Origin of the sequence: Streptomyces sp. NPDC005302 (genome assembly GCF_040607345.1) — a bacterium.
Lineage (GTDB): Bacteria > Actinomycetota > Actinomycetes > Streptomycetales > Streptomycetaceae > Streptomyces.
The window spans coordinates 459,161-479,205 of record NZ_JBEXGN010000002.1 but is presented as its reverse complement, the minus strand read 5'-3'; the positions used below and the strand labels follow the sequence as shown (position 1 = coordinate 479,205).

The window sequence follows — 20,045 nt, the reverse complement described above, 5'->3', positions numbered from 1 at the left end:
CGTCCCTGCTCGCGCGGCCACAGGGGACCGGCTGCGGGGCGGCCCTCAGGTGAACCCTGGCCTTGACCGTCAGTGGTTCATCTTGGGTGAGACGCGGTGCGGCGCGGTGTCTCACTCAATCCGAGGTCTGCGAGCCCTGCGCTGCCTCGCGCAGGGCGGCGAACTCGTCGAGGAGTTCGAACAGGAACTTGATCGCCTGCTGTTCGTCCTCAGGCGGAAGGCTCCGGAAGTCGTCCCAGCCGTTCGGGAGGGCGATATGGAGAACCTGGCCGGGCCATGCGTGGTTGCAGTCGCGTCCGCGACGGGCGACGAGCCAGTCGTGCCAGCCGATGAGCCCAGGCCCACCGTGCCGGAGAGCATGCTGGTCATAACCGGTCAGGAACGCGGTCAGCGTGGAGAAGGACGCCCTGCCGACGAACATGCCGGGACGTTCGCCGACGTTGGCGAAGTACTCGCGCTCAGTCATCTCCGAGAGGGGCTTCATGCGTCCGCACCCTCCACCCCTCGAACCAGTTTGTCGACCTGTGCTGTCAGGGGTGCCTGGCACAGTGCCTTTGTGGACGTTGATTCCTAGGCCGAGGCTTTGGGGGTGTCGACAGACAGGCGATGCCACGCGTGGCCGCAACCGTCGGAGCAGAAGCGCTCTCGTCGGCGTTCGTCGGCGACGGCCAGCACCGCGATCAGTAGCCGGAATGACTTGAGGCGCTCGTCGTCCGGGGTGAGACTGATGATCTTTCCGAGTTGCTGGTCGATCCGCCCTCGTGCGATCAGAACCGCCGGTGTGTGCGTGGCGCGAAGTCCGGCACGTCGGATACTTTCCTGGCCGTCCTCGGTGGTGGCGCGGGCCTGAACGCAGAATTGCGACAGGAGGCGCAGGGTGTTGGACTGCTCTTCAGCGGAGAGGCTCTCGAACCACTCGATGCCCTGTGACATCGGCCGAAGCTCCTGAGCGAGTTCGTTCAGAATGATGTGCGGATCAGTCATTCGCGCGCCCTCGTTGCGCTCAGATCGCCGTTGTCCGTGGTGTTGCGATGTGGAATGCCCCGAACCCGCCCTCACCGCTTCGGATCTGCACGTGGTGATGTGCTGTGCGATGTGCACCTTTACCTGTACGCCATGCTGAGCTGCGCTGTTGATGGGGAGTCGAACCCCGCGTTGCTCTTCACGCGCCACAAGTGGGCCGGAAACCGCCGGCCCTCGGTGTGTGCACGCCTCCGAAGCAGCTACCTGCTCCACATCGTCTCCGCCTGCTGGACTACTCAGTCCAGCAGGTCTACCTCCCAGTTCATGCGCTGGATCCGCACATCGACCTCGCGGATCTCCCGCGCGAGCACGTCTGCCTGACCGCGCAGTTCCGAGACCGGAAGCGCGGAAAGCATCATCAGCTCGGACCGGAGTTGCCGGCCGTATCCGTGCTCGCCGCTCCCTGCCGCCGCGTCCGCCGCCGCAGTGACCACAGAGTGACGCAACCGCAGGACATCCCGGCGTGCGAGGGCATCGGTGAGCGTGCCGTCGGGACCCATGTCCACGGTGGCATTGGTCCGGTTGATCCGTCGGATCAACGTTTCCAGAGTGCTCAGCACATCACCGGCCTCAGCCAACAACTGGGCGGCATCCTCGGCGGGCGTCTCTCCCTCCTGGTACCGCGCACTGCTGACGACGCGCGCTCGCAACTGTTCTACGCGGCGCGTCGCCTCTGCACGTTCCGCCAGTGCCTCGGCAAGCTTCACCGTCTCCACCTCCCCCTCCATGAGCTCGCACGAGTATAGGAGTGCGAACCAGGTCGTACGCACCTGGATTTTGATCCCTACGGAGCCCTGACCAGCCACTGGAGAGAGAGCGGACAGTCGGGTCGGGTGTGGCCACCAGACCCGCCCGCCGTGCCGTGGAACACTTTTGCAAGCGGGTGCTTGCAAAAGTTAGCGGGGATGCGGCAAGGTGGAGCCATGGCATCGCTCAACGTCGGCAACCTTGGTGAGTATCTGCGGGAACAGCGGCGCACCGCGCAGCTGTCCCTGCGGCAGCTCGCCGATGCCGCCGGGGTGTCCAATCCGTATCTGAGCCAGATCGAGCGCGGGCTGCGCAAGCCGAGCGCGGAGGTGCTCCAGCAGGTCGCCAAGGCCCTGCGGATCTCCGCCGAGACGCTGTACGTGCGGGCCGGGATCCTCGACGCCGAACGGGACCGGGACGAGGTGGAGACGCGTGCCGTCATCCTCGCCGATCCCACGCTGAACGAGCGGCAGAAGCAGGTGCTGCTCCAGATCTACGAGTCCTTCCGCAAGGAGAACGGATTCGAGATCGCGCCGGCGGACGAGACCGCTCACGTCACCGAGGTGCCCGGGACCGACGAGGACCCCGGCACCGGCGTGCCTGCGGCTCAGGACATACCGGGCGCCCAGCCTGCACAGGACACCGCCGTCCGCGGCCCCCGCACGGCCGACGGCAACGATGCCGGTCCGCAGCAGAACGCCAGTTGACCACCTGCGTGCGGACCACAAAAACCCTCAGCTGACAGCGATTCACGGGAGGACCACCGTCATGGCCATCACCGACGACATCCGCAGGGCCGCCACCGACCCGACCCCGCTCTACTTCCTGGCCGGCACCGCCGACCTGGCCGTGCAGCAGGCGAAGAAGGTCCCCGGCCTGGTGGAGCAGATCCGCACCGATGCTCCGGCGCACATCGACACCGTGAAGAACCTCGACCCGAACGCCGTGCAGGAGAAGGCCTCCGCCCGCGCCAAGGAGGCGCAGGAGAACCTGCAGACGAAGGTGACGGAGTTCATCAACTCCCTCGACACCGACCTGAAGAAGCTCGGTGAGTCCGCCCAGGACTTCGCCCTGCGCGGGGTCGGCGTCGCCGCCGAGTACGCCGTCAAGGCCCGGGAGACGTACGAGAAGGTCGCCGAGCACGGCGAGCTGACCGTGCGCACCTGGCGCGGCGAGGCCGCCGAGGAGATCGAGGACTTCGCCATCGCGGTGGAGCCGAACGCCGAGCCGGGCGAGATCAAGACCCCGCCGAAGCCGGTCGTCGTGGCCGAGGCCGCGCCCGCCAAGAAGGCCCCGGTGAAGAAGGCCCCCGCGGCCCGCAAGCCGGCCGCCAAGAAGACCACTCCGCCCGCCAAGTAGGCGAGCGGCGTCAGTGCCCGGCCCGTCCTCGGACGGGCCGGGCACTCTCCGCGTTACCGGCCCGTTCTCCGGGTACGGTGGCGACAAGACGACTAGACCCGGGCGGTGGGCATTGTGCTGATGACGGCATTCGGCGGCCTCATGTGGCTGATCTTCACAGCCATGCTGGTGCTCGCCGTGGTGGCGCTGGTGATGGCCGCGGTCGCCCGCGACGACGCCTATCGCGCCGCCGAGAAGCAGAACAAGATGTTCTGGCTGATCATCCTCGGCATCACGGTCGCCGTGAACCTGCTGGTTCCCATGCTGTTCCTGCAGATCGCGGGCCTGATCGCCACGATCGTCTTCTTCGTCGACGTCCGTCCCGCCCTGCGCCAGGTCTCCGGAGGAGGCCGTGGCCGCCGCGGCGGCAGCAGCAGCGACGGCCCGTACGGCCCCTACAACGGCGGCCGCTAGAACCTCACCCGTCTCGCCGCCGGACACCGGCGGCGAGACGGATCGGCCTGTCCATTCGATGGCCGGCCGTCGCGCCTCACCCCGCTGTGCCCCACGCGGTCGGTCCTCACGCCGTTGTGGCCCACCGGGTCGCGCCTCACGCCGTTGTGCCCCAGCCGGTTGTGCCCCGCCCCTCGGCGGAGGCCGGCGGAGCGGCCCCGGCCCGCGCGACGCGTCCCCGCTACGGCTTCCGGTCGAGCAGCAGGACGGCCACGTCGTCCGCCAGCTCCCCGCCGTTGAGTTCGCGCACCTCGCTGACCGCGGCGCGCAGCAGTTCCTCGCCTTCGAGTCCCTGCGCGAGCTGTCGGCGGACCATGTCCACCATGCCGTCCTGGCCCAGACGTTCGTTGCCGACGCCGGTGTGGCCCTCGATCAGACCGTCGGTGTAGAGCATCAGGCTCCATGCCGCGCCCAGCTCCACCTGCATGCGCGGCCAGCGGGCGTTCGGCAGCAGCCCGAGCGCCGGGCCGTTGTTCTCGTACGGCAGCAGCTCCGCGGGCCGGCCCGGGCGGGCGATCAGCGGCGACGGGTGACCGGCCAGGCAGAGCCCGGCGCGGCGGCCGTCCGGCGCGATGTCCACCGTGCACAGCGTCGCGAAGATCTCGTCGCTCTCGCGCTCGTGCTCCAGAACCTGCTGGAGCGTCGAGAGCAGTTCGTCACCGCACAGGCCCGCGAAGGTCAGCGCGCGCCAGGCGATACGCAGTTCCACGCCGAGCGCCGCCTCGTCGGGCCCGTGCCCGCAGACGTCGCCGATCATGGCGTGCACCGTGCCGTCGGCCGTGCGCACGGTGTCGTAGAAGTCGCCGCCGAGCAGCGCGCGGGAACGGCCCGGGCGGTAGCGCGCGGCGAACCGCAGCGAGGAGCCCTCCAGCAGCGGAGTCGGCAGCAGGCCGCGCTCCAGCCGGGCGTTCTCCTGGGCGCGCAGCCGGGACTCGGTGAGCCGTCGCTCGGCCTTGTCGGAACGTTTCCGCTCCACGGCGTACCGGATCGCGCGGCTCAGCAGCCGGCTGTCCAGCTCGTCACGGAAAAGGTAGTCCTGCGCGCCGACCCGTACGGCCTCCGCGCCGGTCTCGGTGTCGCCGGACGCGGTGAGCGCGAGGACGGCGTGCCGGGGCGCGAGCTCCAGGACGTGCTTGAGGGTCGCCAGCTCGTCCGCGACGTCCGTGGCGCGGCCCGGGGCGGGCAGCGCCAGGTCGAGCAGGATGCAGTGGACGTCATGGGTGAGCAGCCGCTCGGCCTCGGTGAGGTTGCGGGCGGTGCGGATCCGGATCGGCCTGCCGGCCGCGTCGAGCATTTCGGGCACGCCGAGCGCGCCCGCCGGGTCGTCCTCGATGACCAGGAGCGTCAGGTTGGTGGTGCTGTCGGCCGGGGCCGTGGCGGCACGAGGTGCCGGTGCTGTCCCGGCGAGGCCGCCGGTTGTGTCTCCGGATGGGCCGCCGGGTGAGAACACGGCTTGAGCCTGACCACTTTCCACGGCCGGGATCGCTCTCTGCCGCGGTACGGGTACGGGCATCGTCTGGGTTCCTTCCCTCCCCCCGAGGGCGTGGTGGGACGAAGGACGTCGACCCACCGACGGGGACCATAGCGCCCGGCGGTGCCGCAACGGAATGGCGTACGGCACGGCGTACGGCAAAGGGCCAGCGTCATATGCCGCATCCCGTACCGCATTTGGACAGGACGCGGTCCCGTCAGGGATGACGAAGGTCACGTCCCCGGGGACGGGGGCCGGGGCAACGGTGCGGTGGGTCACGTGCGGTGGGTCACGTGCGAAGGGTGTTGTGTGGTGGGTCGTGTGCGGTGCGTCCGGTGCGGCGGGTCGGTCACGATCGGAGCGCGTGACGGCCCGCGTGCGCGGCGAGCACGCGCGGACACAAGGGTGCGGGAGGTCACGTGCGCTGCGTCACGCGCGTTGTCCCCCGTCGCCCCGTCGCCCAACCGTGGCGCCGTGGGGTCGTCGTGGGGTCGTCGTGGGGCGGGGTCGCTCGGGGCGCGGTCGGCGCCGTCCTACGCGTCCGGTCGTACGACGCCCAGGATCTGCATCGAACCGGCTCCCGTGATCGTCACGTTCCGGCCGGGCCGGGGGGCGTGCACGATGGCGCCGTCGCCTATGTACACCCCGACGTGGCTCGCGTCGTCGAAGTAGATGACGAGGTCGCCGGGGCGCATGTCCTCGACGGCCACGTGCTTGAGCTGCTTCCACTGCTCCTGCGAGGTGCGGGGGATCGGGTGGCCGGCGGTGGCCCAGGCCTGCGAGGTGAGCCCCGAGCAGTCGAACGAGCCCGGTCCCTCGGCGCCCCACACATACGGCTTGCCGATCTGGTCCGTCGCGTACTTCACGGCCTTCCTGCCCTCCGCGGACGCCTCGCTCTTGATGTCCGCGAGGACGCCGGAGCTGAGCCAGACCGACTGCGCCTGATACGCGGCCTGCTCCTCCAGCTTCGCCAGCCGCTCCTTCTCCTTCTTCTCCAGCTGGGACTCCAGCTGCTCGGCGGCGGCGATCCGCTTCGTGATCTTCTTCTTGGCCTCGGCCCTGGCCTCGCGGTTGGCCTCCAGCTTCTTCCACTGCGCCGAGGCGTCCTTCTCGTACTGCTTCAGGTCCTGCTGGGTGCGCGCCATCTCGCCCAGCAGCCCCTTGGTCGCGTGCTCGCCCGCCCGCACCCGGCCCGCGCCGTCGAGGAAGCGCTGCGGGTTGTCGCTCAGCCACAGCCGGGCCTCGGGAGGCAGGCTGCCGCCGCGGTACTGGGCGCGTGCCGCGGCGCCCGCGCGGTCCCTCAACTCGTCCAGCTTCGCCTGGCCCTTGACGATCTCCCGGGCCAGGCCGACGATCTCGGCCGACTGCTTGTCGGCCTTCTCCTCCGCCGCGTTGTACGCGTCGGTGGCGACCGCCGCGTCGTGGTAGAGCTCGTCCAGCTTCAGGCGGACCGCCTCAAGCTCCTTGGTGCTCACGGGCTTTGGTGTCGCGGTCGGAGTCGGCGTGGGTGTCGGGGTGCGGGTGGACGTCGGTTTCGGTGCCGGGCTCGCGTACGCCACTCCTGGTGTCGCCAGCACCGCGCAGGCACATGCGCAGGCCAGGAACAGGGTCGCCGTCGTCAGGCTCCGCTTGCCGGATCCCATTGCTCCGCCCCCTACCTGATTTACCGTCAGTAACTTCCGGACGCCTCGGGGATCGTGCCATGTCGGCGCGCAATGCGACAGAGCCGGGCAAGAACTCCCTTCCCACCAGCCCCGCCCGGCATGACGATCCCGCTCCCCGGCCTGTGTGACGTGCGACTCATCGAGATCGTTCCCGCCCGCTCGCGGACGGGACGGTTCCGCGGCACGTCAGAGCCGCGGCGCCAACGCCTCCCAGCGCACCGTCACTTCGCCCTGGCGCCGGCGCGCGATCCCGTCCGCGACCGGCCAGTCGGCCGACAGGTCGTGGACCGCGCGTATCCAGCGCTGCCGGGCGCCGTACGACGCGTACGGTGCGGCGGCCGCCCAGGCGCGGTCGAAGTCCCGCAGGAAGGCGTGCACGGGCTCGCCCGGGACATTGCGGTGGATCAGCGCCTTGGGCAGCCGCTCGGCCAGGTCGGACGGGCAGTCGAGGGAGCCGAGCCGGGTGGCGAACGTGACCGTGCGCGGGCCCTCCGGGCCGAGGGCGACCCAGACGTGCCGGCGGCCGATCTCGTCACAGGTGCCCTCGACGAGCAGTCCGCCCCGCGAACCCTGCCCCGCCAGCGCGAGCCGCGCGCACAGTCGCCGCCAGACCTCGGCGACCTGCTCCTCGTCGTACTGGCGGAGCACGTTCGCCGCGCGGATCAGGGTCGGACGGCCCGGCACCGGGACCTCGAAGCCGCCGTGCCGGAAGGCGAGGCCCTCGCGCTCGTACGGCAGGGCGGCGGTGACGCGGGCCGGCTCGATCTCGACGCCGAACACCCGGGTGCGGGGCGCGGCCGTGCGCAGCCGGCCCAGCAGCTCGACCGCTGTCCACGGCGCCGCCCCGTAGCCGAGGTCGACCGCCACGGGGTCCGCGGACCGGCGCAGCTCGGCGCCGTGCGTCGCGGCGATCCAGCGGTCCATGCGCCGAAGCCGATTCGGATTCGTGGTCCCGCGCGTCACCGTGCCCACGACAGGGGTCCCGCTGCTCGAGCGAAGCCGAGAGGGAGGAGGGGACGCTGCGCGGGTTGCCATGCGTACGAGAGTAGGCGGCTCCGACGAGGGCCGTTCCGCCCTGTGGACAACCTCCGGCCCGTCCCCACAGCCCTGTGGACAACCGGGGAGGTGCGCGTGCTCCCGTCCGCGGAATACCCGGCGGACAGCGGGGCAGACGCACTATCGGGTCGAACGGTTGAGCGATCGGCGGTAATGATTCGGCAAAGCGGAAATGGAGCGGAGGCCTCCGACGTTCCCCCTGCTGGAGGGCGCCATGTGTCCTCCGACCGGCATGCCCGCAGCGAGGAGGAGACGCCACGTGAGCCAGTACGTCAGCAGGCTCGGGCGTCGCTCGGCGGCGGCGCCCTCGCGGCTCAGGCTGCACCGCAGGCCCCGGCGCGTCGCGATGCTCTCCGTGCACACCTCGCCCCTGCACCAGCCCGGCACGGGTGACGCGGGCGGCATGAACGTCTACATCGTGGAGCTGGCCCAGCGGCTGGCCGCGATCAACATCGAGGTCGAGATCTTCACGCGCGCCACCACGGCCGCGCTCCCGCCCTGTGTCGAACTGGCCCCCGGCGTCCTCGTCCGGCACGTCGACGCGGGCCCCTACGAAGGCCTCGCCAAGGAGGACCTCCCCGCCCAGCTGTGCGCCTTCACGCACGGCGTCATGCAGGCGTGGGCAGGTCACCGCCCCGGGTACTACGACCTCGTCCACTCCCACTACTGGCTCTCCGGCCACGTCGGCTGGCTGGCCGCCGAGCGCTGGGGCGCCCCCCTCGTCCACGCCATGCACACGATGGCCAAGGTCAAGAACGCGTCGCTCGCCGAGGGCGACACCCCGGAGCCCGCCGCCCGCGTCATCGGCGAGACCCAGATCGTGCGCGCCGCCGACCGCCTCATCGCGAACACCGCGGAGGAGGCCGACGAACTCGTCCGGCACTACGAGGCCGCGGCAGGCAACGTCGCCGTCGTCCACCCCGGCGTCAACCTCGACCGCTTCCGTCCCGCCGACGGCCGCGCCGCCGCCCGGGCCCGCCTCGGCCTGCCGCAGGACGCCCTGATCCCGCTCTTCGCCGGCCGCATACAGCCGCTGAAGGCTCCCGACGTGCTGCTGCGCGCGGTCGCCGTGCTGCTCGACGAGCGGCCCGAACTGCGGCGCAGGATCGTCGTCCCGGTGGTCGGCGGTCCGAGCGGCAGTGGACTCGCCAAGCCCGAGGGACTCCAGAAGCTCGCCGCGCGGCTGGGCATCGCCGACGTCGTGCGGTTCCGGCCGCCCGTCGACCAGGACCAGCTCGCGGACTGGTTCCGGGCCGCGTCCGTGCTGGTGATGCCCTCCTACAGCGAGTCCTTCGGGCTCGTCGCCATCGAGGCGCAGGCGGCCGGTACGCCGGTGCTCGCCGCCGAGGTCGGCGGTTTGCCGGTGGCCGTCCGCCACGGGGAGACGGGATTCCTGGTCCCCGGTCACCGTCCCGCCGACTACGCGCGCGTACTGGCGGACTTCGCGGACGACGCGACCCTCCCGGACCGGATGGGCGCCGCGGCGGCCCGGCACGCGGAGCGCTTCGGGTGGGACACCGCGGCCGCCGCGACGGCCGACGTCTACGCGGCGGCGACCCAGGAACACCGGCGCCGGGTGCGGGCGCACCACGCCTGAGACGGACCACGTTCGTCCCGCCGGCGAACGGGGCGCGGTCGTGCCGGCGAACGGGGCGCGGCCGTGGCCCGGAGGGGTTGAGCCGCGTCCGGGGCGGTCACGTACGCTCGCTGCATGGCTGACGCAGCGTCGATCATCGAGCAGGTCCTCACCGAGGCCGAGCTGGAGTGGGAGAGTCCCGCGACGGGCTCGTACGTGGTGAAACTGCCCGGTACCCGCAAGCTCTCCACGACGGTCTCGCTGATCGTCGGCAAGCACTCGCTGTCGCTGAACGCCTTCGTGGTCCGCCACCCCGACGAGAACCACGCGGCGGTCCACCGCTGGCTCCTGGAGCGCAATCTCAAGCTCTACGGAGTCTCCTACGCGGTCGACTCCCTGGGGGACGTCTATCTGGTCGGCAAGCTGCCGCTGGCCGCCGTCACCCCCGACGAGGTGGACCGGCTTCTCGGCTCGGTCCTGGAAGCCGCAGACGGCTCCTTCAACACCCTCCTGGAGCTCGGTTTCGCCTCCGCGATCCGCAAGGAGTACGACTGGAGGGTGTCCCGCGGCGAGTCGACCCGCAACCTGGACGCGTTCACGCATCTGACCGAGCGCCCCGCCAACTGACGCTCCCCACCCTGCCATTGACCCGTGCGCGACCCCTTCCGGTGCACAGGGTCCTCGTGGCATGCTCGCCGCCGACGCAGATCTGAACGTCGTTCACATCCATGAAGAGTGTGTTGGGTCGGACGAGCACCATGGAAGGGCGGACGGGCATGAGCAACAGGCACCGGGACAGCGGGCGCGCGGGGATGGCCAGACGGACCCTGCTCGGCAGTGCCACGGCCGTGGCGGCCGTCGCCGTGACCGGCACGGCGGCGGGAACGGCCGCGGCGACGGGAACGGCCGCGGGGACCGCGGGGATTCCGCCGAACTCCCCGGCACGGCACGGCGAAGTACCGGCGATCTGGCGTGAGTTCGCCCGCTCCCCGTTCACCCACCCGCAGATCCCGTACGTCGGCAGGGCCGGCCTCGGCGGCGGAACGGCACGCCTGCCCCGGCACCGTGCCGTGACCGACGTCCGCGACCACGGCGCCTTCGCCGCCGACGGGACGACCGACTGCGCCCCCGCGATCAACCGTGCCATCGCCGTCGCCGGAAGGGCCGGCGGTGGCACGGTCACCATCCCGCCCGGGACCTACCGCATCGACGACCTGATCCGCATCGGTCACTCGAACGTGGTCCTCCGGGGCGCCGGCAGCGGCCGGACGACGCTCCACGCGACCAAGAACCTCACCGAGCTGATCGGCCCCTACGGATCCCGCTACGGCGGCGACAAGTCCTCCTGGTCCTGGGCCGGCGGCCTCGTCTGGCTGGCACCCACCGCCCGGCTGGACTCGCTCGTCGACGCCATCAGGGCGAAGGCGTGGCCCTTCGAGGGCTGGACCGGCAACACGCGCGACGCCTGGCAGACCCTCACCACCGTCGAGCCCGCACGCCAGGGCTCCTGGACGGTGACCGTGGCGGACGCCTCCGAACTGCGCCCCGGCGCCCTCGTCCTCCTCCGCCTCGCCGACGACGCGGACCACACCCTCCTGGAGCACATGTCGGGCGGCGGCCCCGGCCCGGAGGCGTACTACTGGGACGACAAGACGAAACTGACGTCGTACGTCCCCTACGAATGGCCCGTCCGTGTGGCACGCGTGCGTGGCCGCCGGGTGACGCTCGAACGGCCCCTGCCGCTCGACGTCCGCCCCGAGTGGGACCCCCGGCTGACCACCCACGTCGAGGAACTGACCGGCTCCGGTGTGGAGGGGCTGACCCTGGAGGCAGTGGAGACACCGCAGTCCCCGCACCTCCTCGACAAGGGGTACAACGGCGTCGTCCTCCAGTGCGCCTACGACTGCTGGGTCGACGACGTCACCGTGCGCCACGTCGACAACGGCTTCGGCCTCGTCGCCGCCTCCGCCTGCACCCTGCGCCGCACCCGGGTCGCGGGCCGCGGCTCGCACCACCCGTACTTCTGCCGCGAGGGCTCGCACGACAACCTGATCGAGGACTTCACCATCGAGGAGCGCACCGTCCCGGCGCCCGCCGGTACCCAGCTGCACGGCATCAACGTCGAGGGCCTGTCCTCGTACAACGTCTGGTCGCGCGGTGACATGCGGATGGGCACCTTCGACTCCCACCGCGGGCTGCCGTTCGCCAACGTCCGCACCGACATCACCGTGGACAACGACGGCCGGCACGGCGGCGACGCCTCCGCCGGACCGCTGTTCGGCGCCCGCTTCACCCACTGGAACATCCGGGTCACCAACGGCCGCGCCGGCCTGATGAAGATCGACGGACTCGCCCCCTACAGCGCCACCGTCGGCGTCAACGAGGTCACCGAGTCCGACCAGATCGACGTCCCCGACTTCACCGGCGACCTGCACGCCCGCCTGGAGCTGTACGGGACGACCGACGTCGTGCGCCCGCGCAACCTGCACGAGGCCCAGCGCGACCTCTAGCCGCACGAGGGCGAGCGGGACCCTTAGCCGCACGAGGCCGAGCGCGGGCCTCCGGAGGCAGCGGTCGACTCCGAGGCGGGCGGCGGCCGTTCACGACCGCGCGTACCGCCCCGGAGTCACCCCCACCAACCGCCGGAAATGGCGGGTGAGATGGGACTGGTCGTAGAAACCGGTCGCGGCGGCCACCTCGCCCGGCGGGCGCCCGTCGAGCAGCAGCCGCCGGGCGCGGTCCACCCGGCGGGACATCAGGTACTGGTGCGGGGCGATGCCGAACGCCCCGCTGAACGCCCGTACGAGATGGGCGGGATGAGCGTGCACGAGCCGGGCCGCCTCGTCCAGGGCGATCCCCTCGACGAGGCGCGCGTCGAGGAGTTCGCGCAACCGGTGGGCGAGCGGCCGGTCGGGGCGCACGAGGCCGGCCGCCGCGGCGGGACGCAGCCGAACGTGCAGCCGCTCCGAGATCAGGGTGAGCCTGCTGTCCGCCTCCAGCTCGTCCCCCGGGTGCGCGAGCGCGGTGTGCAGCTGTCCGACGCGCTGCCGCAGCACCGGGTCCACCAGGTCGGGTCCGTCCACGGCGGCCCCGATGAGGTCGTCGCCGAGACGCGAGCTGTCGAGGTAGAGGACCCGCTTGCGGAAACCGTCCGCGGTGGCCGGGGCGCCGTTGTGCGGGATGTGCGGCGGCAGCAGCGACACCGTGTCGTGCGGGGTGCCGTGCTCGTGCCGGTCCAGGTCGTAGCGGACGGCGCCGTCATCGACGATCAGCAGCGTCCAGGCCTCGTGTACGTGCATCGGGTACGCGTACTCGGTGTAGTGGGCGTGGAACACCTCGACGACGCCCGGGACACCCGGGCGCCACGCGGAGATCTCCCGCTGCGGGGCCATGCAAAGAACGTACAAGACCGCGGCGGGCCCCGGTCGGCAGTCTCAGTGCATGAGCAGCATGAACGTCTCCGACGACGCACCCGTCCGCTTCGACACCAAGATCGCTGTCGTCCTGCGCGACGACCTGGAGCCCTGGCAGCGGCTCAATGTGACCGCCTTCCTGGTCAGCGGCCTGGGCACGGCCGTCCCCGAGGTGGTCGGTGAGCCCTACGAGGACGCCGACGCGGTCGCCTACCTGCCGATGTTCCGCCAGCCCGTCATGGTCTTCGAGGCGTCCAAGGAGACGCTGACCGCCGCCCACGGCCGCGCGCTCTCCCGGGCCCTGCCCAGGTCGATCTTCACGTCCGACCTGTTCGCCACGGGCAACGACCGCGACAACCGCGCGGCCGTACGGGCCGTGCCGACCGCTGACCTGGACCTGGTGGGCCTCGCGGTGCACGGCCCCCGGAACGCGGTGGACAAGGTGGTGAAGGGGGCGCGGATGCATCCGTGAGGTCTTCGGGCCGGGGTCGTCCCGCCCCGAGGACGCCGTGTCCGCTGTCCGCCGCTCAGACCGGGGTGGACTCCGTACGGAGGGCCGGTGCCGGTTCCGGGGCCGGTGTCGGGGCGGCCTCCAGGGCGGGGCCGCAGCCCACGGCGGCGGGGCCGACGTCCACGACCACCTCGTCCGCGAGGGATGCCGGACGGGCCTCGGGCTCGGGCACGGACTCGCGCGCGGAGGTCCGTACGGCCTGCGCGACCGGCTGTCGTACGGCCGCTGTCACCGGTTCCCGTACGGCTGCCTTCACCGGTTCCCGCACGGTCGCCGCCACCGGTTCCCGTACGGGCTCCCGGACCGAGTCCTCCGTGGGGAGCCGGCGCATGAGCAGGGCGTAGCCGAGGCCCGCCACCGTGCCGACCACCGCGCACAGGCCCCAGAGGTAGGCGGCGCCGAAATGGTCGATGACGAGGCCGGACATCACGGGGGCGACGAGCGAGGCGAGCGCCCAGGAGAGGGTGTACATGCCCTGGTAGCGGCCGCGGCCGTGGACGGGGGAGAGCCGGACGACGAGCCCGGTCTGCGTCGGGGCGTTGACGATCTCGGCGAGGGTCCACACGCAGACGGTCAGGGTGAAGGCCCCCACCGACCCGGCGAAGGCGGTGAGCCCGAACCCGTACCCGGCGAGGATCGACGAGACGACGAGCAGCCGCCGGGGGTCCCGGTGCTCGATGAAACGGGTCACCGGGATCTGGAGCACGACGATCATCACGCCGTTCACCGCCATCGCCGTGCCGTAGTCCGCCGGGGTGAAGCCGGCCTCGCCCATCGCGACCGGGAGCCCGACCGAGCCCTGCTGGAAGACCAGCGCGACGAGGAACGACAGGCCGACGACGCTCATGAACCGTCCGTCGCGCAGCACCGTCCCGAGCCCGACGGCGGGCGCCGTCTCCTTGGCGACCTGGACCGGCTTGGACTCCGGGAGCTTGGCGAAGACGACGAACGCGCAGATCAGGGTCATGCCGGCCTCGATGAGGAAGCCCGCGAGGTAGCTGAACTCGGCGATGAAGCCGGCGCCCATCGAGGAGACGGCGAAGCCGAGGTTGATGGCCCAGTAGTTGAGGGAGAAGGCGCGGACGCGGTCCTCCGGCCGGACGATGTCGGCCATCATCGCCTGCACGGCGGGCCGGGAGGCGTTGCTGGCCATGCCGACCAGGAAGGCGACCGCGGCGATGGCCACCGGGTCCTGCATGAAGCCGAGCAGCGCGACCGAGCCGGCCGTCGACACCTGCGCGACGAGCAGGGTGGGGCGCCGCCCGAACCGGTCGGTCATGACGCCGGCGACGAGCGAGGAGACGACGCCGCCGAGGCCGTGCAGGGACGCGACGAGACCGGCGTACGAGGCGGAGTAGCCCCGGTCGAGGGTCAGGTAGAGGGCCATGAACGTGGCGACGAAGGCGCCGAGCCGGTTGATGAGCGTGCTGGTCCACAGCCACCAGAACTCGCGGGGGAGCCCGGACACGGTCTCCCGGACGGCACGTCTGACGACGGCGACAGGCATGGAAAATCCCCCACGGACGTAAGCGGCTCTGGCGGTGAGCACAACTTACGAGGGGGTGGCCCCGGAGAGCCACTCGATTAACAGATGCCGTCAACTGACGGGCGCCGGGGAGGGCGCGGGACGGCGAAGCGGGGGCGCGGGTGTCCGACTGGCGACCGAGCGCGCGAGCGGTCGGGGGGTTCGATTACGCTCGGAGGCATGGCCGACGCACCGTACAAGCTGATCCTCCTCCGCCACGGCGAGAGCGAATGGAACGCGAAGAACCTGTTCACCGGTTGGGTGGACGTCAACCTCAACGAGAAGGGCGAGAAGGAGGCAGTACGCGGCGGTGAGCTGCTCAAGGACGCCGGCCTGCTGCCCGACGTGGTCCACACCTCGCTCCAGAAGCGCGCGATTCGCACCGCGCAGCTGGCGCTGGAGTCCGCGGACCGCCTCTGGATCCCGGTCCACCGCAGCTGGCGCCTGAACGAGCGTCACTACGGCGCCCTCCAGGGCAAGGACAAGGCGCAGACGCTCGCCGAGTTCGGCGAGGAGCAGTTCATGCTCTGGCGCCGCTCGTACGACACCCCGCCGCCGCCGCTCGACCGCGACGCCGAGTACTCGCAGTTCGACGACCCGCGCTACGCGACGCTCCCGCCCGAGCTGCGCCCGCAGACGGAGTGCCTCAAGGACGTCGTCGTCCGCATGCTGCCGTACTGGTTCGACGGCATCGTCCCCGACCTGCTGACCGGCCGCACGGTTCTGGTCGCGGCCCACGGCAACAGCCTCCGCGCCCTGGTCAAGCACCTCGACGGCATCTCCGACGCCGACATCGCGGGCCTGAACATCCCCACCGGCATCCCCCTCTCCTACGAACTGGACGCCGACTTCAAGCCCCTCACCCCGGGCGGCACCTACCTCGACCCCGACGCGGCAGCAGCAGCGATCGAGGCGGTCAAGAACCAGGGCAAGAAGAAGTAACGCGACACGGACAAGCCCCCTACCTGCGGGTTCTCCGCCGGTAGGGGGCTTGTTGCTGTGCTGAGGCCGTCTCTGGGCCGTCAGCTGCTTCGTCGGGCCGTGCTCAGCGCTTCAGGAAGTCCGGCTCCGGCTGTTCTCTCGACTCTGCCTGGCCTCCCGCATCGCGGAGGGCCGATACGGCTGCCGCCGCGTCTTCCTCGGGCAGGCCGACGAGGATGACGGCGGGAACCTGCGTCACCAGAACCTTGCTGTGCCACAGGCTCAGCCCCTTTAGCCGACGCACGACTTGGACGACGTCCATCACACGGAGACTTACCGATCCCCCTGCCGCGGGCGTCGGGGTGGACGTACACCGAGTGCTCGACGACGCCGGCATACACACACCGGTCCGACACCGGCACCGCCGCGACCCAGCCGAGCACCGTGCCCGAGTCGTCGAGTACGACGTGTCGGTGGTCGGGCAGCTTGGTGGCGTTGAAGTGTTCCCAGGTGGGTGCGATCGTTCGAAGGTGGCGTTGCCCTCGTCGATGCCGAGTTGGTAGATCTTCAATACCTCGTCGGCGTGCGCGGGCCTCATGGCCGCGATGCGAACCCCACCGGCGGCGCTCATGTCTGGTCGGCCGGGGAGATCTCGTCGATCAGGCCGCGGATGCGCTTTTCGATCTCGTCGCGGATGGGGCGTACGGCATCGACGCCCTGTCCGGCCGGGTCCTGGAGCTCCCAGTCGAGGTAGCGCTTGCCGGGGAAGACCGGGCAGGTGTCGCCGCAGCCCATCGTGATGACCACGTCCGAGGCTTGAACGGCTTCGACCGTCAGCACCTTGGGGACCTCGGCCGAGACGTCGATGCCGACCTCCGCCATCGCTTCCACGACCGCCAGATTGACCGTCGCGGCGGGCGCGGACCCGGCGGAACGCACCTGGACACGGTCGCCCGCGAGGTGGGTGAGGAACGCTGCGGCCATCTGCGAGCGACCGGCGTTGTGCACGCAGACGAAGAGTACGGACGGCTTTTCAGCGGGGGTGTTCATGGCGGGTGAGCTTTCTGGTGGAGGGCCTGTCAGGGGGCTGCCGGGGCGGCGAGTTCGGGTTCGGCCCGAAGGCCGGCGGGGGCGGCCGGTGCGGTCGCCGGGCGTCCGAAGATCGCGTCCACCAAGGCCAGGCCCAGCAGGGCGCCCGCCAGTTGGGCAGCGATGAACGGGCCGAGGGAGCCGAGGGCGATTCCGGCAAAGGTGTCCGTGAAGGCCCGGCCGATGGTGACCGCAGGGTTCGCGAACGAGGTAGAAGATGTGAACCAGTACGCCGCGCCGATGTAGGAGGCCACAGCCGCGGGCGTGAAGCGCGCATGCTCGGTGCGGGCCAGGCCGAAGATCAGCAGGATCAGTCCGGCGGTCGCGACCACCTCGCCGAGCCATAGGTGACCGGCGAAGCGGTCGTGGGCGGACCACTGCACGAGCGGCCTGCCGAACATCGCATCGGCCAGAACCGCGCCCGCGACAGCTCCTGTGATCTGCGCCGGGATGTAGGCGGCGACCTCCCGCCCGGCCGGTCCGTCACCGTTACGGCGCCCGGAGGCCCAGACGGCGAGGGAGACGGCGGGGTTGAAGTGCGCACCGGAGACCGGTCCCAGGAGCAGGATCAGCACTGCCAGGCCGAAGACCGTCGCCAGGGAGTTGGCGAGCAGTTGCACGCCCACGTCATGGGTCAGTTCGGTGGCCTGGATGCCGGAGCCGACGACGACCGCGACCAGGGCCGCCGTGCCGACGAACTCGGCGACAACCCGGCGGGCCAACGGGACGCTCACGCGGTCGCCGCCGACGTCTGCGGCGTCTTCAGGAAGGCGGCGAGCCGGTCGAGGGTGGCGGGCAGGGCCCAGTAATAGACCCAGGTACCCCGCCGCTCGCAGTCGATCAGACCGGCCTGCCGCAGCAGCTTCAGGTGGTGCGAGATCGTCGGCTGGGACAGGTCGAAGGCCGGGGTCAGGTCGCACACGCAGACCTCTCCGCCCGCCTGGGAAGCGATCATCGACATCAGCCGCAGGCGTACCGGGTCGCCCAGCGCCTTGAACAGCTTGGCCAGCTCGGCCGCCTGGTCCTCGTTCAGCGGGGCGGTCGCCAGGCCGGGGCAGCACGCGCCGTTCTCGTCGGCCTGGCCGAGAACCACAAGCTCTTGCTTCGACATGTGTCTATGTTGACATCCTTCGATTCAGGACACAAGCTTGCATCGACAGACATCAATGCAAGCCGATGGGAGACCCGCCATGTCCCGCGCTCAGCTCGCCCTGCGTGTCAGCGACCTCGAAGCGTCGATCACCTTCTACTCGAAGCTGTTCGGCACCGAACCGGCCAAGCGACGCGAGGGCTACGCCAACTTCGCCATCACCGAACCCCCGCTCAAGCTCGTCCTGATCGAGGGCGCACCCGGCGAGGAGACCCGGCTCGACCACCTCGGCGTCGAGGTCGAGTCCACCGACCAGGTCAGCGCCGCCACCACCCGGCTCAAGGACGCCGGCCTGGCCACCTTCGAGGAGAACGACACTTCCTGCTGCTACGCCCTCCAGGACAAGGTGTGGGTGCATGGACCCGGCAAGGAGCCTTGGGAGGTCTACGTGGTCAAGGCCGACGCCGACACCCTCGGCAAGAGCGCCGACCCGGCCGCGACCGGTGACGGCTGCTGCACCAGCCAGGCGACCGAGGAAGCAGCCCCCGCAGCCGCCGGATGTGCCTGCGGGCAGTAAATCGAACAGCCCGGCCGCACGCGCCCGGCCGTGTCAGTTTCCGTCTCATTCAGCGCCGTTCACGGTCGTTCAGACGAGACGGAAGCCGGTAGCCGCTCCCACGGTCGATCCCCCGTGAACGCAGATGAACGACCCCGTTCGCGACCCCCGAGCCCACCACCACAGTTGGAAAGCGTGTGGACAATGCACTCCGTGAGCGGCGTCCAACCCGCCTGACATGGTTATGCCGTTGTGAGGTGATCCACGCATCGTGATCCTGTGGGGGAGTTGTCTTGTCGTACGTGGCCGTAATGCTTGCTGGCGCCGATACGCCGGGTGAGCATCTTCAACTGGCGGCCTTCACGGCCATGGCCGCAGTCGTCTTCATATGGTTGGGGCGACGGCAGCGCAGCACCGGGCGCAGCCTGATCGCCCCGAGCGAGACGATGAGAACCGCTGATCGGCTGATCCCGCCGCCAGCCCCGAGCCGTGGGCACCGAACAGCCGGGTGTATGTGGATCGGCGTTGGCGGCATCTTCGTCCTGCCGGCTGTGTTCAACCTCTTGGTCGCGATCCATGAACTCATCGGCTGAGTAGGCGACGGAGCTGCCCGGCAAGTGGGGCTCCAGCCGCACCACTACCGCACCAGATCGAGCGGTGAACAGCGGGGAATCACGGTGAAGGCCGCCGAGCCAGGCAAGCCTTCATCCCTGCCGTTCACTCAGGTCAGCGGCCCAGCCGCTTCCAAATGCCCGCAGCTTCCCAAGCTGAGGGCTCGATCGCCGCCGCCAGGCCCCGGTTGTCGGTGCTTGCTCCTCTCGACGGCAGCGTGGCTGAGGCTGGTCTCGGAGTGGCTTGCCGTGTCGGCCAGTTGAGGCTTCCGGCGCCGGTCGCTCCTCGGCACCTCAGCGCGATGGACGGGCCCGGCGTCCGTCACCCCGTGCGTGCCGCGATGATCCGTGCGCAGTCCAGTGACTCGGTGTGGGTGGTGTCGACCTGTAGGTCGTAGGACACGTCCCGGTGGACCGCGTCCGCCTGGGACGTGGCCATTCCGACGGGGCGGTCGCCTCGTGCGAGTTCGCGGCCCGCCGCGACCGTGGCGTCGCAGTGGACGCCGACCCACAGCACCTGTACGTCGTGCAGGGCCTCCTGCCACCGCTTCTGCGAGGCCGGGCCGCCGAGGAAGACCTCGTCGACGATGATCCTGGCCCCCGCGCGGGCCATCGCGGCGATGCCCTCGATCCACGCGGCTTCCAGCGTCCGGAACTCCGGCCCGACGGTCACCTCGCCGTCGGGAGCGAACTCGATCCCCGTGTCGGAGGCCCGCATGGCGGCCGGCATCGCGTCGACCAGGGTGTCGGTCCCGAGCGCCAGCCACGGTTGAGGCAGGACCGCCTGAAGACACCGGGCGATCCCCGACTTCCCCGAGCTGGAACCACCGTTGAGGACGATCACCTGAATTGTCACCGCGTCACCGTAGACACGGAACGGCCCCCCTCTCCACGGGTTTCCGGGAGAGGAGGGCCAGTGCTCGGGGTGGGCGCCGTTCTCC

At 70.7% G+C, this 20,045-nt stretch carries 22 protein-coding genes and 2 pseudogenes; 10 read left to right on the top strand and 14 right to left on the bottom strand.

Features of this window, described 5'->3' with window-relative positions; all coding sequences use genetic code 11:
* Positions 1-115: 115 nt before the first annotated feature.
* From ABZT74_RS04520 to ABZT74_RS04510, 3 genes are all read right to left on the bottom strand, one after another.
* Entirely contained in the window at positions 116-484 is a 369-nt protein-coding gene (locus tag ABZT74_RS04520) for a hypothetical protein (protein ID WP_356433363.1), read from the bottom strand.
* 86 nt (positions 485-570) lie between these two features.
* A complete protein-coding gene (locus tag ABZT74_RS04515; protein WP_356433362.1) occupies positions 571-984 on the bottom strand; it encodes a DUF5958 family protein in 414 nt (137 codons plus the stop codon).
* Between the two features lie 275 nt (positions 985-1,259).
* Positions 1,260-1,730 (bottom strand): DIP1984 family protein, encoded by a 471-nt coding sequence (locus ABZT74_RS04510; RefSeq protein WP_356433394.1) that lies wholly within the window; start codon positions 1,728-1,730, stop codon positions 1,260-1,262.
* Between the two features lie 216 nt (positions 1,731-1,946).
* Between ABZT74_RS04510 and ABZT74_RS04505 the strand changes: the two genes are divergently transcribed.
* The 3 genes from ABZT74_RS04505 to ABZT74_RS04495 all read left to right on the top strand — a co-directional run bounded on the left by ABZT74_RS04505 (position 1,947) and on the right by ABZT74_RS04495 (position 3,582).
* Entirely contained in the window at positions 1,947-2,477 is a 531-nt protein-coding gene (locus ABZT74_RS04505; protein WP_355879137.1) for a helix-turn-helix transcriptional regulator, read from the top strand.
* A 61-nt stretch (positions 2,478-2,538) separates the two neighbouring features.
* Positions 2,539-3,129 (top strand): hypothetical protein, encoded by a 591-nt coding sequence (locus ABZT74_RS04500; protein ID WP_356433361.1) that lies wholly within the window; start codon positions 2,539-2,541, stop codon positions 3,127-3,129.
* Positions 3,130-3,243: 114 nt separating this feature from the next.
* Complete coding sequence (locus tag ABZT74_RS04495) at positions 3,244-3,582, top strand: DUF2516 family protein (protein WP_355879192.1); 339 nt, start codon at positions 3,244-3,246, stop codon at positions 3,580-3,582.
* A 220-nt stretch (positions 3,583-3,802) separates the two neighbouring features.
* Here ABZT74_RS04495 and ABZT74_RS04490 read toward each other — a convergent pair whose 3' ends face one another.
* The 3 genes from ABZT74_RS04490 to ABZT74_RS04480 form a co-directional block, all read right to left on the bottom strand.
* Entirely contained in the window at positions 3,803-5,134 is a 1,332-nt protein-coding gene (locus ABZT74_RS04490) for a SpoIIE family protein phosphatase (protein ID WP_355879143.1), read from the bottom strand.
* A gap of 491 nt (positions 5,135-5,625) precedes the next feature.
* On the bottom strand, positions 5,626-6,735 hold the full coding sequence (locus ABZT74_RS04485) for an NlpC/P60 family protein (RefSeq protein WP_356433360.1): 1,110 nt from the start codon (positions 6,733-6,735) through the stop codon (positions 5,626-5,628).
* Between the two features lie 207 nt (positions 6,736-6,942).
* Positions 6,943-7,680: a class I SAM-dependent methyltransferase gene (locus ABZT74_RS04480; protein WP_356433359.1), complete on the bottom strand. Its 738-nt coding sequence runs from the start codon at positions 7,678-7,680 to the stop codon at positions 6,943-6,945.
* A 391-nt stretch (positions 7,681-8,071) separates the two neighbouring features.
* On the opposite strand from ABZT74_RS04480, the gene mshA reads away from it, so the two are divergent.
* From mshA to ABZT74_RS04465, 3 genes are all read left to right on the top strand, one after another.
* Positions 8,072-9,409 carry a D-inositol-3-phosphate glycosyltransferase gene (mshA, locus tag ABZT74_RS04475; protein WP_355879152.1) on the top strand — a complete coding sequence of 446 codons (1,338 nt, stop codon included), beginning with the start codon at positions 8,072-8,074 and terminating at the stop codon, positions 9,407-9,409.
* 114 nt (positions 9,410-9,523) lie between these two features.
* Complete coding sequence (locus tag ABZT74_RS04470; protein ID WP_355879155.1) at positions 9,524-10,015, top strand: YbjN domain-containing protein; 492 nt, start codon at positions 9,524-9,526, stop codon at positions 10,013-10,015.
* Between the two features lie 149 nt (positions 10,016-10,164).
* Positions 10,165-11,898 carry a glycosyl hydrolase family 28-related protein gene (locus ABZT74_RS04465; RefSeq protein WP_356433358.1) on the top strand — a complete coding sequence of 578 codons (1,734 nt, stop codon included), beginning with the start codon at positions 10,165-10,167 and terminating at the stop codon, positions 11,896-11,898.
* Positions 11,899-11,988: 90 nt separating this feature from the next.
* Here ABZT74_RS04465 and ABZT74_RS04460 read toward each other — a convergent pair whose 3' ends face one another.
* Entirely contained in the window at positions 11,989-12,780 is a 792-nt protein-coding gene (locus ABZT74_RS04460; RefSeq protein ID WP_356433357.1) for an AraC family transcriptional regulator, read from the bottom strand.
* Positions 12,781-12,829: 49 nt separating this feature from the next.
* Between ABZT74_RS04460 and ABZT74_RS04455 the strand changes: the two genes are divergently transcribed.
* Positions 12,830-13,273 (top strand): DUF2000 domain-containing protein, encoded by a 444-nt coding sequence (locus ABZT74_RS04455; protein WP_356433356.1) that lies wholly within the window; start codon positions 12,830-12,832, stop codon positions 13,271-13,273.
* A gap of 55 nt (positions 13,274-13,328) precedes the next feature.
* On the opposite strand, the gene ABZT74_RS04450 is transcribed toward ABZT74_RS04455, so the two are convergent.
* On the bottom strand, positions 13,329-14,819 hold the full coding sequence (locus ABZT74_RS04450) for an MFS transporter (RefSeq protein WP_356433355.1): 1,491 nt from the start codon (positions 14,817-14,819) through the stop codon (positions 13,329-13,331).
* Positions 14,820-15,017: 198 nt separating this feature from the next.
* On the opposite strand from ABZT74_RS04450, the gene ABZT74_RS04445 reads away from it, so the two are divergent.
* Positions 15,018-15,779 (top strand): phosphoglyceromutase, encoded by a 762-nt coding sequence (locus tag ABZT74_RS04445; protein ID WP_355879170.1) that lies wholly within the window; start codon positions 15,018-15,020, stop codon positions 15,777-15,779.
* Positions 15,780-15,882: 103 nt separating this feature from the next.
* Here ABZT74_RS04445 and ABZT74_RS04440 read toward each other — a convergent pair.
* The 5 genes and pseudogenes from ABZT74_RS04440 to ABZT74_RS04420 form a co-directional block, all read right to left on the bottom strand.
* Positions 15,883-16,089, bottom strand: a pseudogene (locus ABZT74_RS04440) (ribosomal protein L7/L12); the annotation flags it as partial.
* A gap of 7 nt (positions 16,090-16,096) precedes the next feature.
* A pseudogene (locus ABZT74_RS04435) lies at positions 16,097-16,389 on the bottom strand (GNAT family N-acetyltransferase); the annotation flags it as partial.
* A complete protein-coding gene (locus tag ABZT74_RS04430) occupies positions 16,386-16,808 on the bottom strand; it encodes an arsenate reductase ArsC (protein ID WP_356167347.1) in 423 nt (140 codons plus the stop codon). The pseudogene ABZT74_RS04435 and the gene ABZT74_RS04430, both read right to left, overlap by 4 nt.
* A gap of 29 nt (positions 16,809-16,837) precedes the next feature.
* Entirely contained in the window at positions 16,838-17,581 is a 744-nt protein-coding gene (locus tag ABZT74_RS04425; RefSeq protein ID WP_356433354.1) for an MIP/aquaporin family protein, read from the bottom strand.
* Positions 17,578-17,958, bottom strand: a complete 381-nt coding sequence (locus ABZT74_RS04420) for a metalloregulator ArsR/SmtB family transcription factor (protein WP_356167345.1) — start codon at positions 17,956-17,958, stop codon at positions 17,578-17,580. The genes ABZT74_RS04425 and ABZT74_RS04420 overlap by 4 nt, the downstream gene beginning before the upstream one ends.
* A 79-nt stretch (positions 17,959-18,037) precedes the next feature.
* Between ABZT74_RS04420 and ABZT74_RS04415 the strand changes: the two genes are divergently transcribed.
* Together ABZT74_RS04415 and ABZT74_RS04410 are read left to right on the top strand one after the other, a co-directional pair.
* Positions 18,038-18,514: an ArsI/CadI family heavy metal resistance metalloenzyme gene (locus ABZT74_RS04415; RefSeq protein ID WP_356433353.1), complete on the top strand. Its 477-nt coding sequence runs from the start codon at positions 18,038-18,040 to the stop codon at positions 18,512-18,514.
* A 281-nt stretch (positions 18,515-18,795) separates the two neighbouring features.
* Positions 18,796-19,086 (top strand): hypothetical protein, encoded by a 291-nt coding sequence (locus ABZT74_RS04410; protein ID WP_356433393.1) that lies wholly within the window; start codon positions 18,796-18,798, stop codon positions 19,084-19,086.
* Positions 19,087-19,426: 340 nt separating this feature from the next.
* Here ABZT74_RS04410 and cpt read toward each other — a convergent pair whose 3' ends face one another.
* Entirely contained in the window at positions 19,427-19,960 is a 534-nt protein-coding gene (gene cpt, locus ABZT74_RS04405) for a chloramphenicol phosphotransferase CPT (protein ID WP_356433352.1), read from the bottom strand.
* Between the last annotated feature and the right edge of the window lie 85 nt (positions 19,961-20,045).

Excerpts from the sequence above, each read along its gene's own strand:
- ABZT74_RS04520 (WP_356433363.1), bottom strand. The coding sequence starts at position 484 with ATGAAGCCCCTCTCGGAGATGACTGAGCGCGAGTACTTCGCCAACGTC.
- ABZT74_RS04515 (WP_356433362.1), bottom strand. The coding sequence starts at position 984 with ATGACTGATCCGCACATCATTCTGAACGAACTCGCTCAGGAGCTTCGG.
- ABZT74_RS04505 (WP_355879137.1), top strand. The coding sequence starts at position 1,947 with ATGGCATCGCTCAACGTCGGCAACCTTGGTGAGTATCTGCGGGAACAG.
- ABZT74_RS04500 (WP_356433361.1), top strand. The coding sequence starts at position 2,539 with ATGGCCATCACCGACGACATCCGCAGGGCCGCCACCGACCCGACCCCG.
- ABZT74_RS04490 (WP_355879143.1), bottom strand. The coding sequence starts at position 5,134 with ATGCCCGTACCCGTACCGCGGCAGAGAGCGATCCCGGCCGTGGAAAGT.
- ABZT74_RS04485 (WP_356433360.1), bottom strand. The coding sequence starts at position 6,735 with ATGGGATCCGGCAAGCGGAGCCTGACGACGGCGACCCTGTTCCTGGCC.
- ABZT74_RS04480 (WP_356433359.1), bottom strand. The coding sequence starts at position 7,680 with ATGGACCGCTGGATCGCCGCGACGCACGGCGCCGAGCTGCGCCGGTCC.
- ABZT74_RS04470 (WP_355879155.1), top strand. The coding sequence starts at position 9,524 with ATGGCTGACGCAGCGTCGATCATCGAGCAGGTCCTCACCGAGGCCGAG.
- ABZT74_RS04465 (WP_356433358.1), top strand. The coding sequence starts at position 10,165 with ATGAGCAACAGGCACCGGGACAGCGGGCGCGCGGGGATGGCCAGACGG.
- ABZT74_RS04460 (WP_356433357.1), bottom strand. The coding sequence starts at position 12,780 with ATGGCCCCGCAGCGGGAGATCTCCGCGTGGCGCCCGGGTGTCCCGGGC.
- ABZT74_RS04455 (WP_356433356.1), top strand. The coding sequence starts at position 12,830 with ATGAGCAGCATGAACGTCTCCGACGACGCACCCGTCCGCTTCGACACC.
- ABZT74_RS04450 (WP_356433355.1), bottom strand. The coding sequence starts at position 14,819 with ATGCCTGTCGCCGTCGTCAGACGTGCCGTCCGGGAGACCGTGTCCGGG.
- ABZT74_RS04445 (WP_355879170.1), top strand. The coding sequence starts at position 15,018 with ATGGCCGACGCACCGTACAAGCTGATCCTCCTCCGCCACGGCGAGAGC.
- ABZT74_RS04430 (WP_356167347.1), bottom strand. The coding sequence starts at position 16,808 with ATGAACACCCCCGCTGAAAAGCCGTCCGTACTCTTCGTCTGCGTGCAC.
- ABZT74_RS04420 (WP_356167345.1), bottom strand. The coding sequence starts at position 17,958 with ATGTCGAAGCAAGAGCTTGTGGTTCTCGGCCAGGCCGACGAGAACGGC.
- ABZT74_RS04415 (WP_356433353.1), top strand. The coding sequence starts at position 18,038 with ATGTCCCGCGCTCAGCTCGCCCTGCGTGTCAGCGACCTCGAAGCGTCG.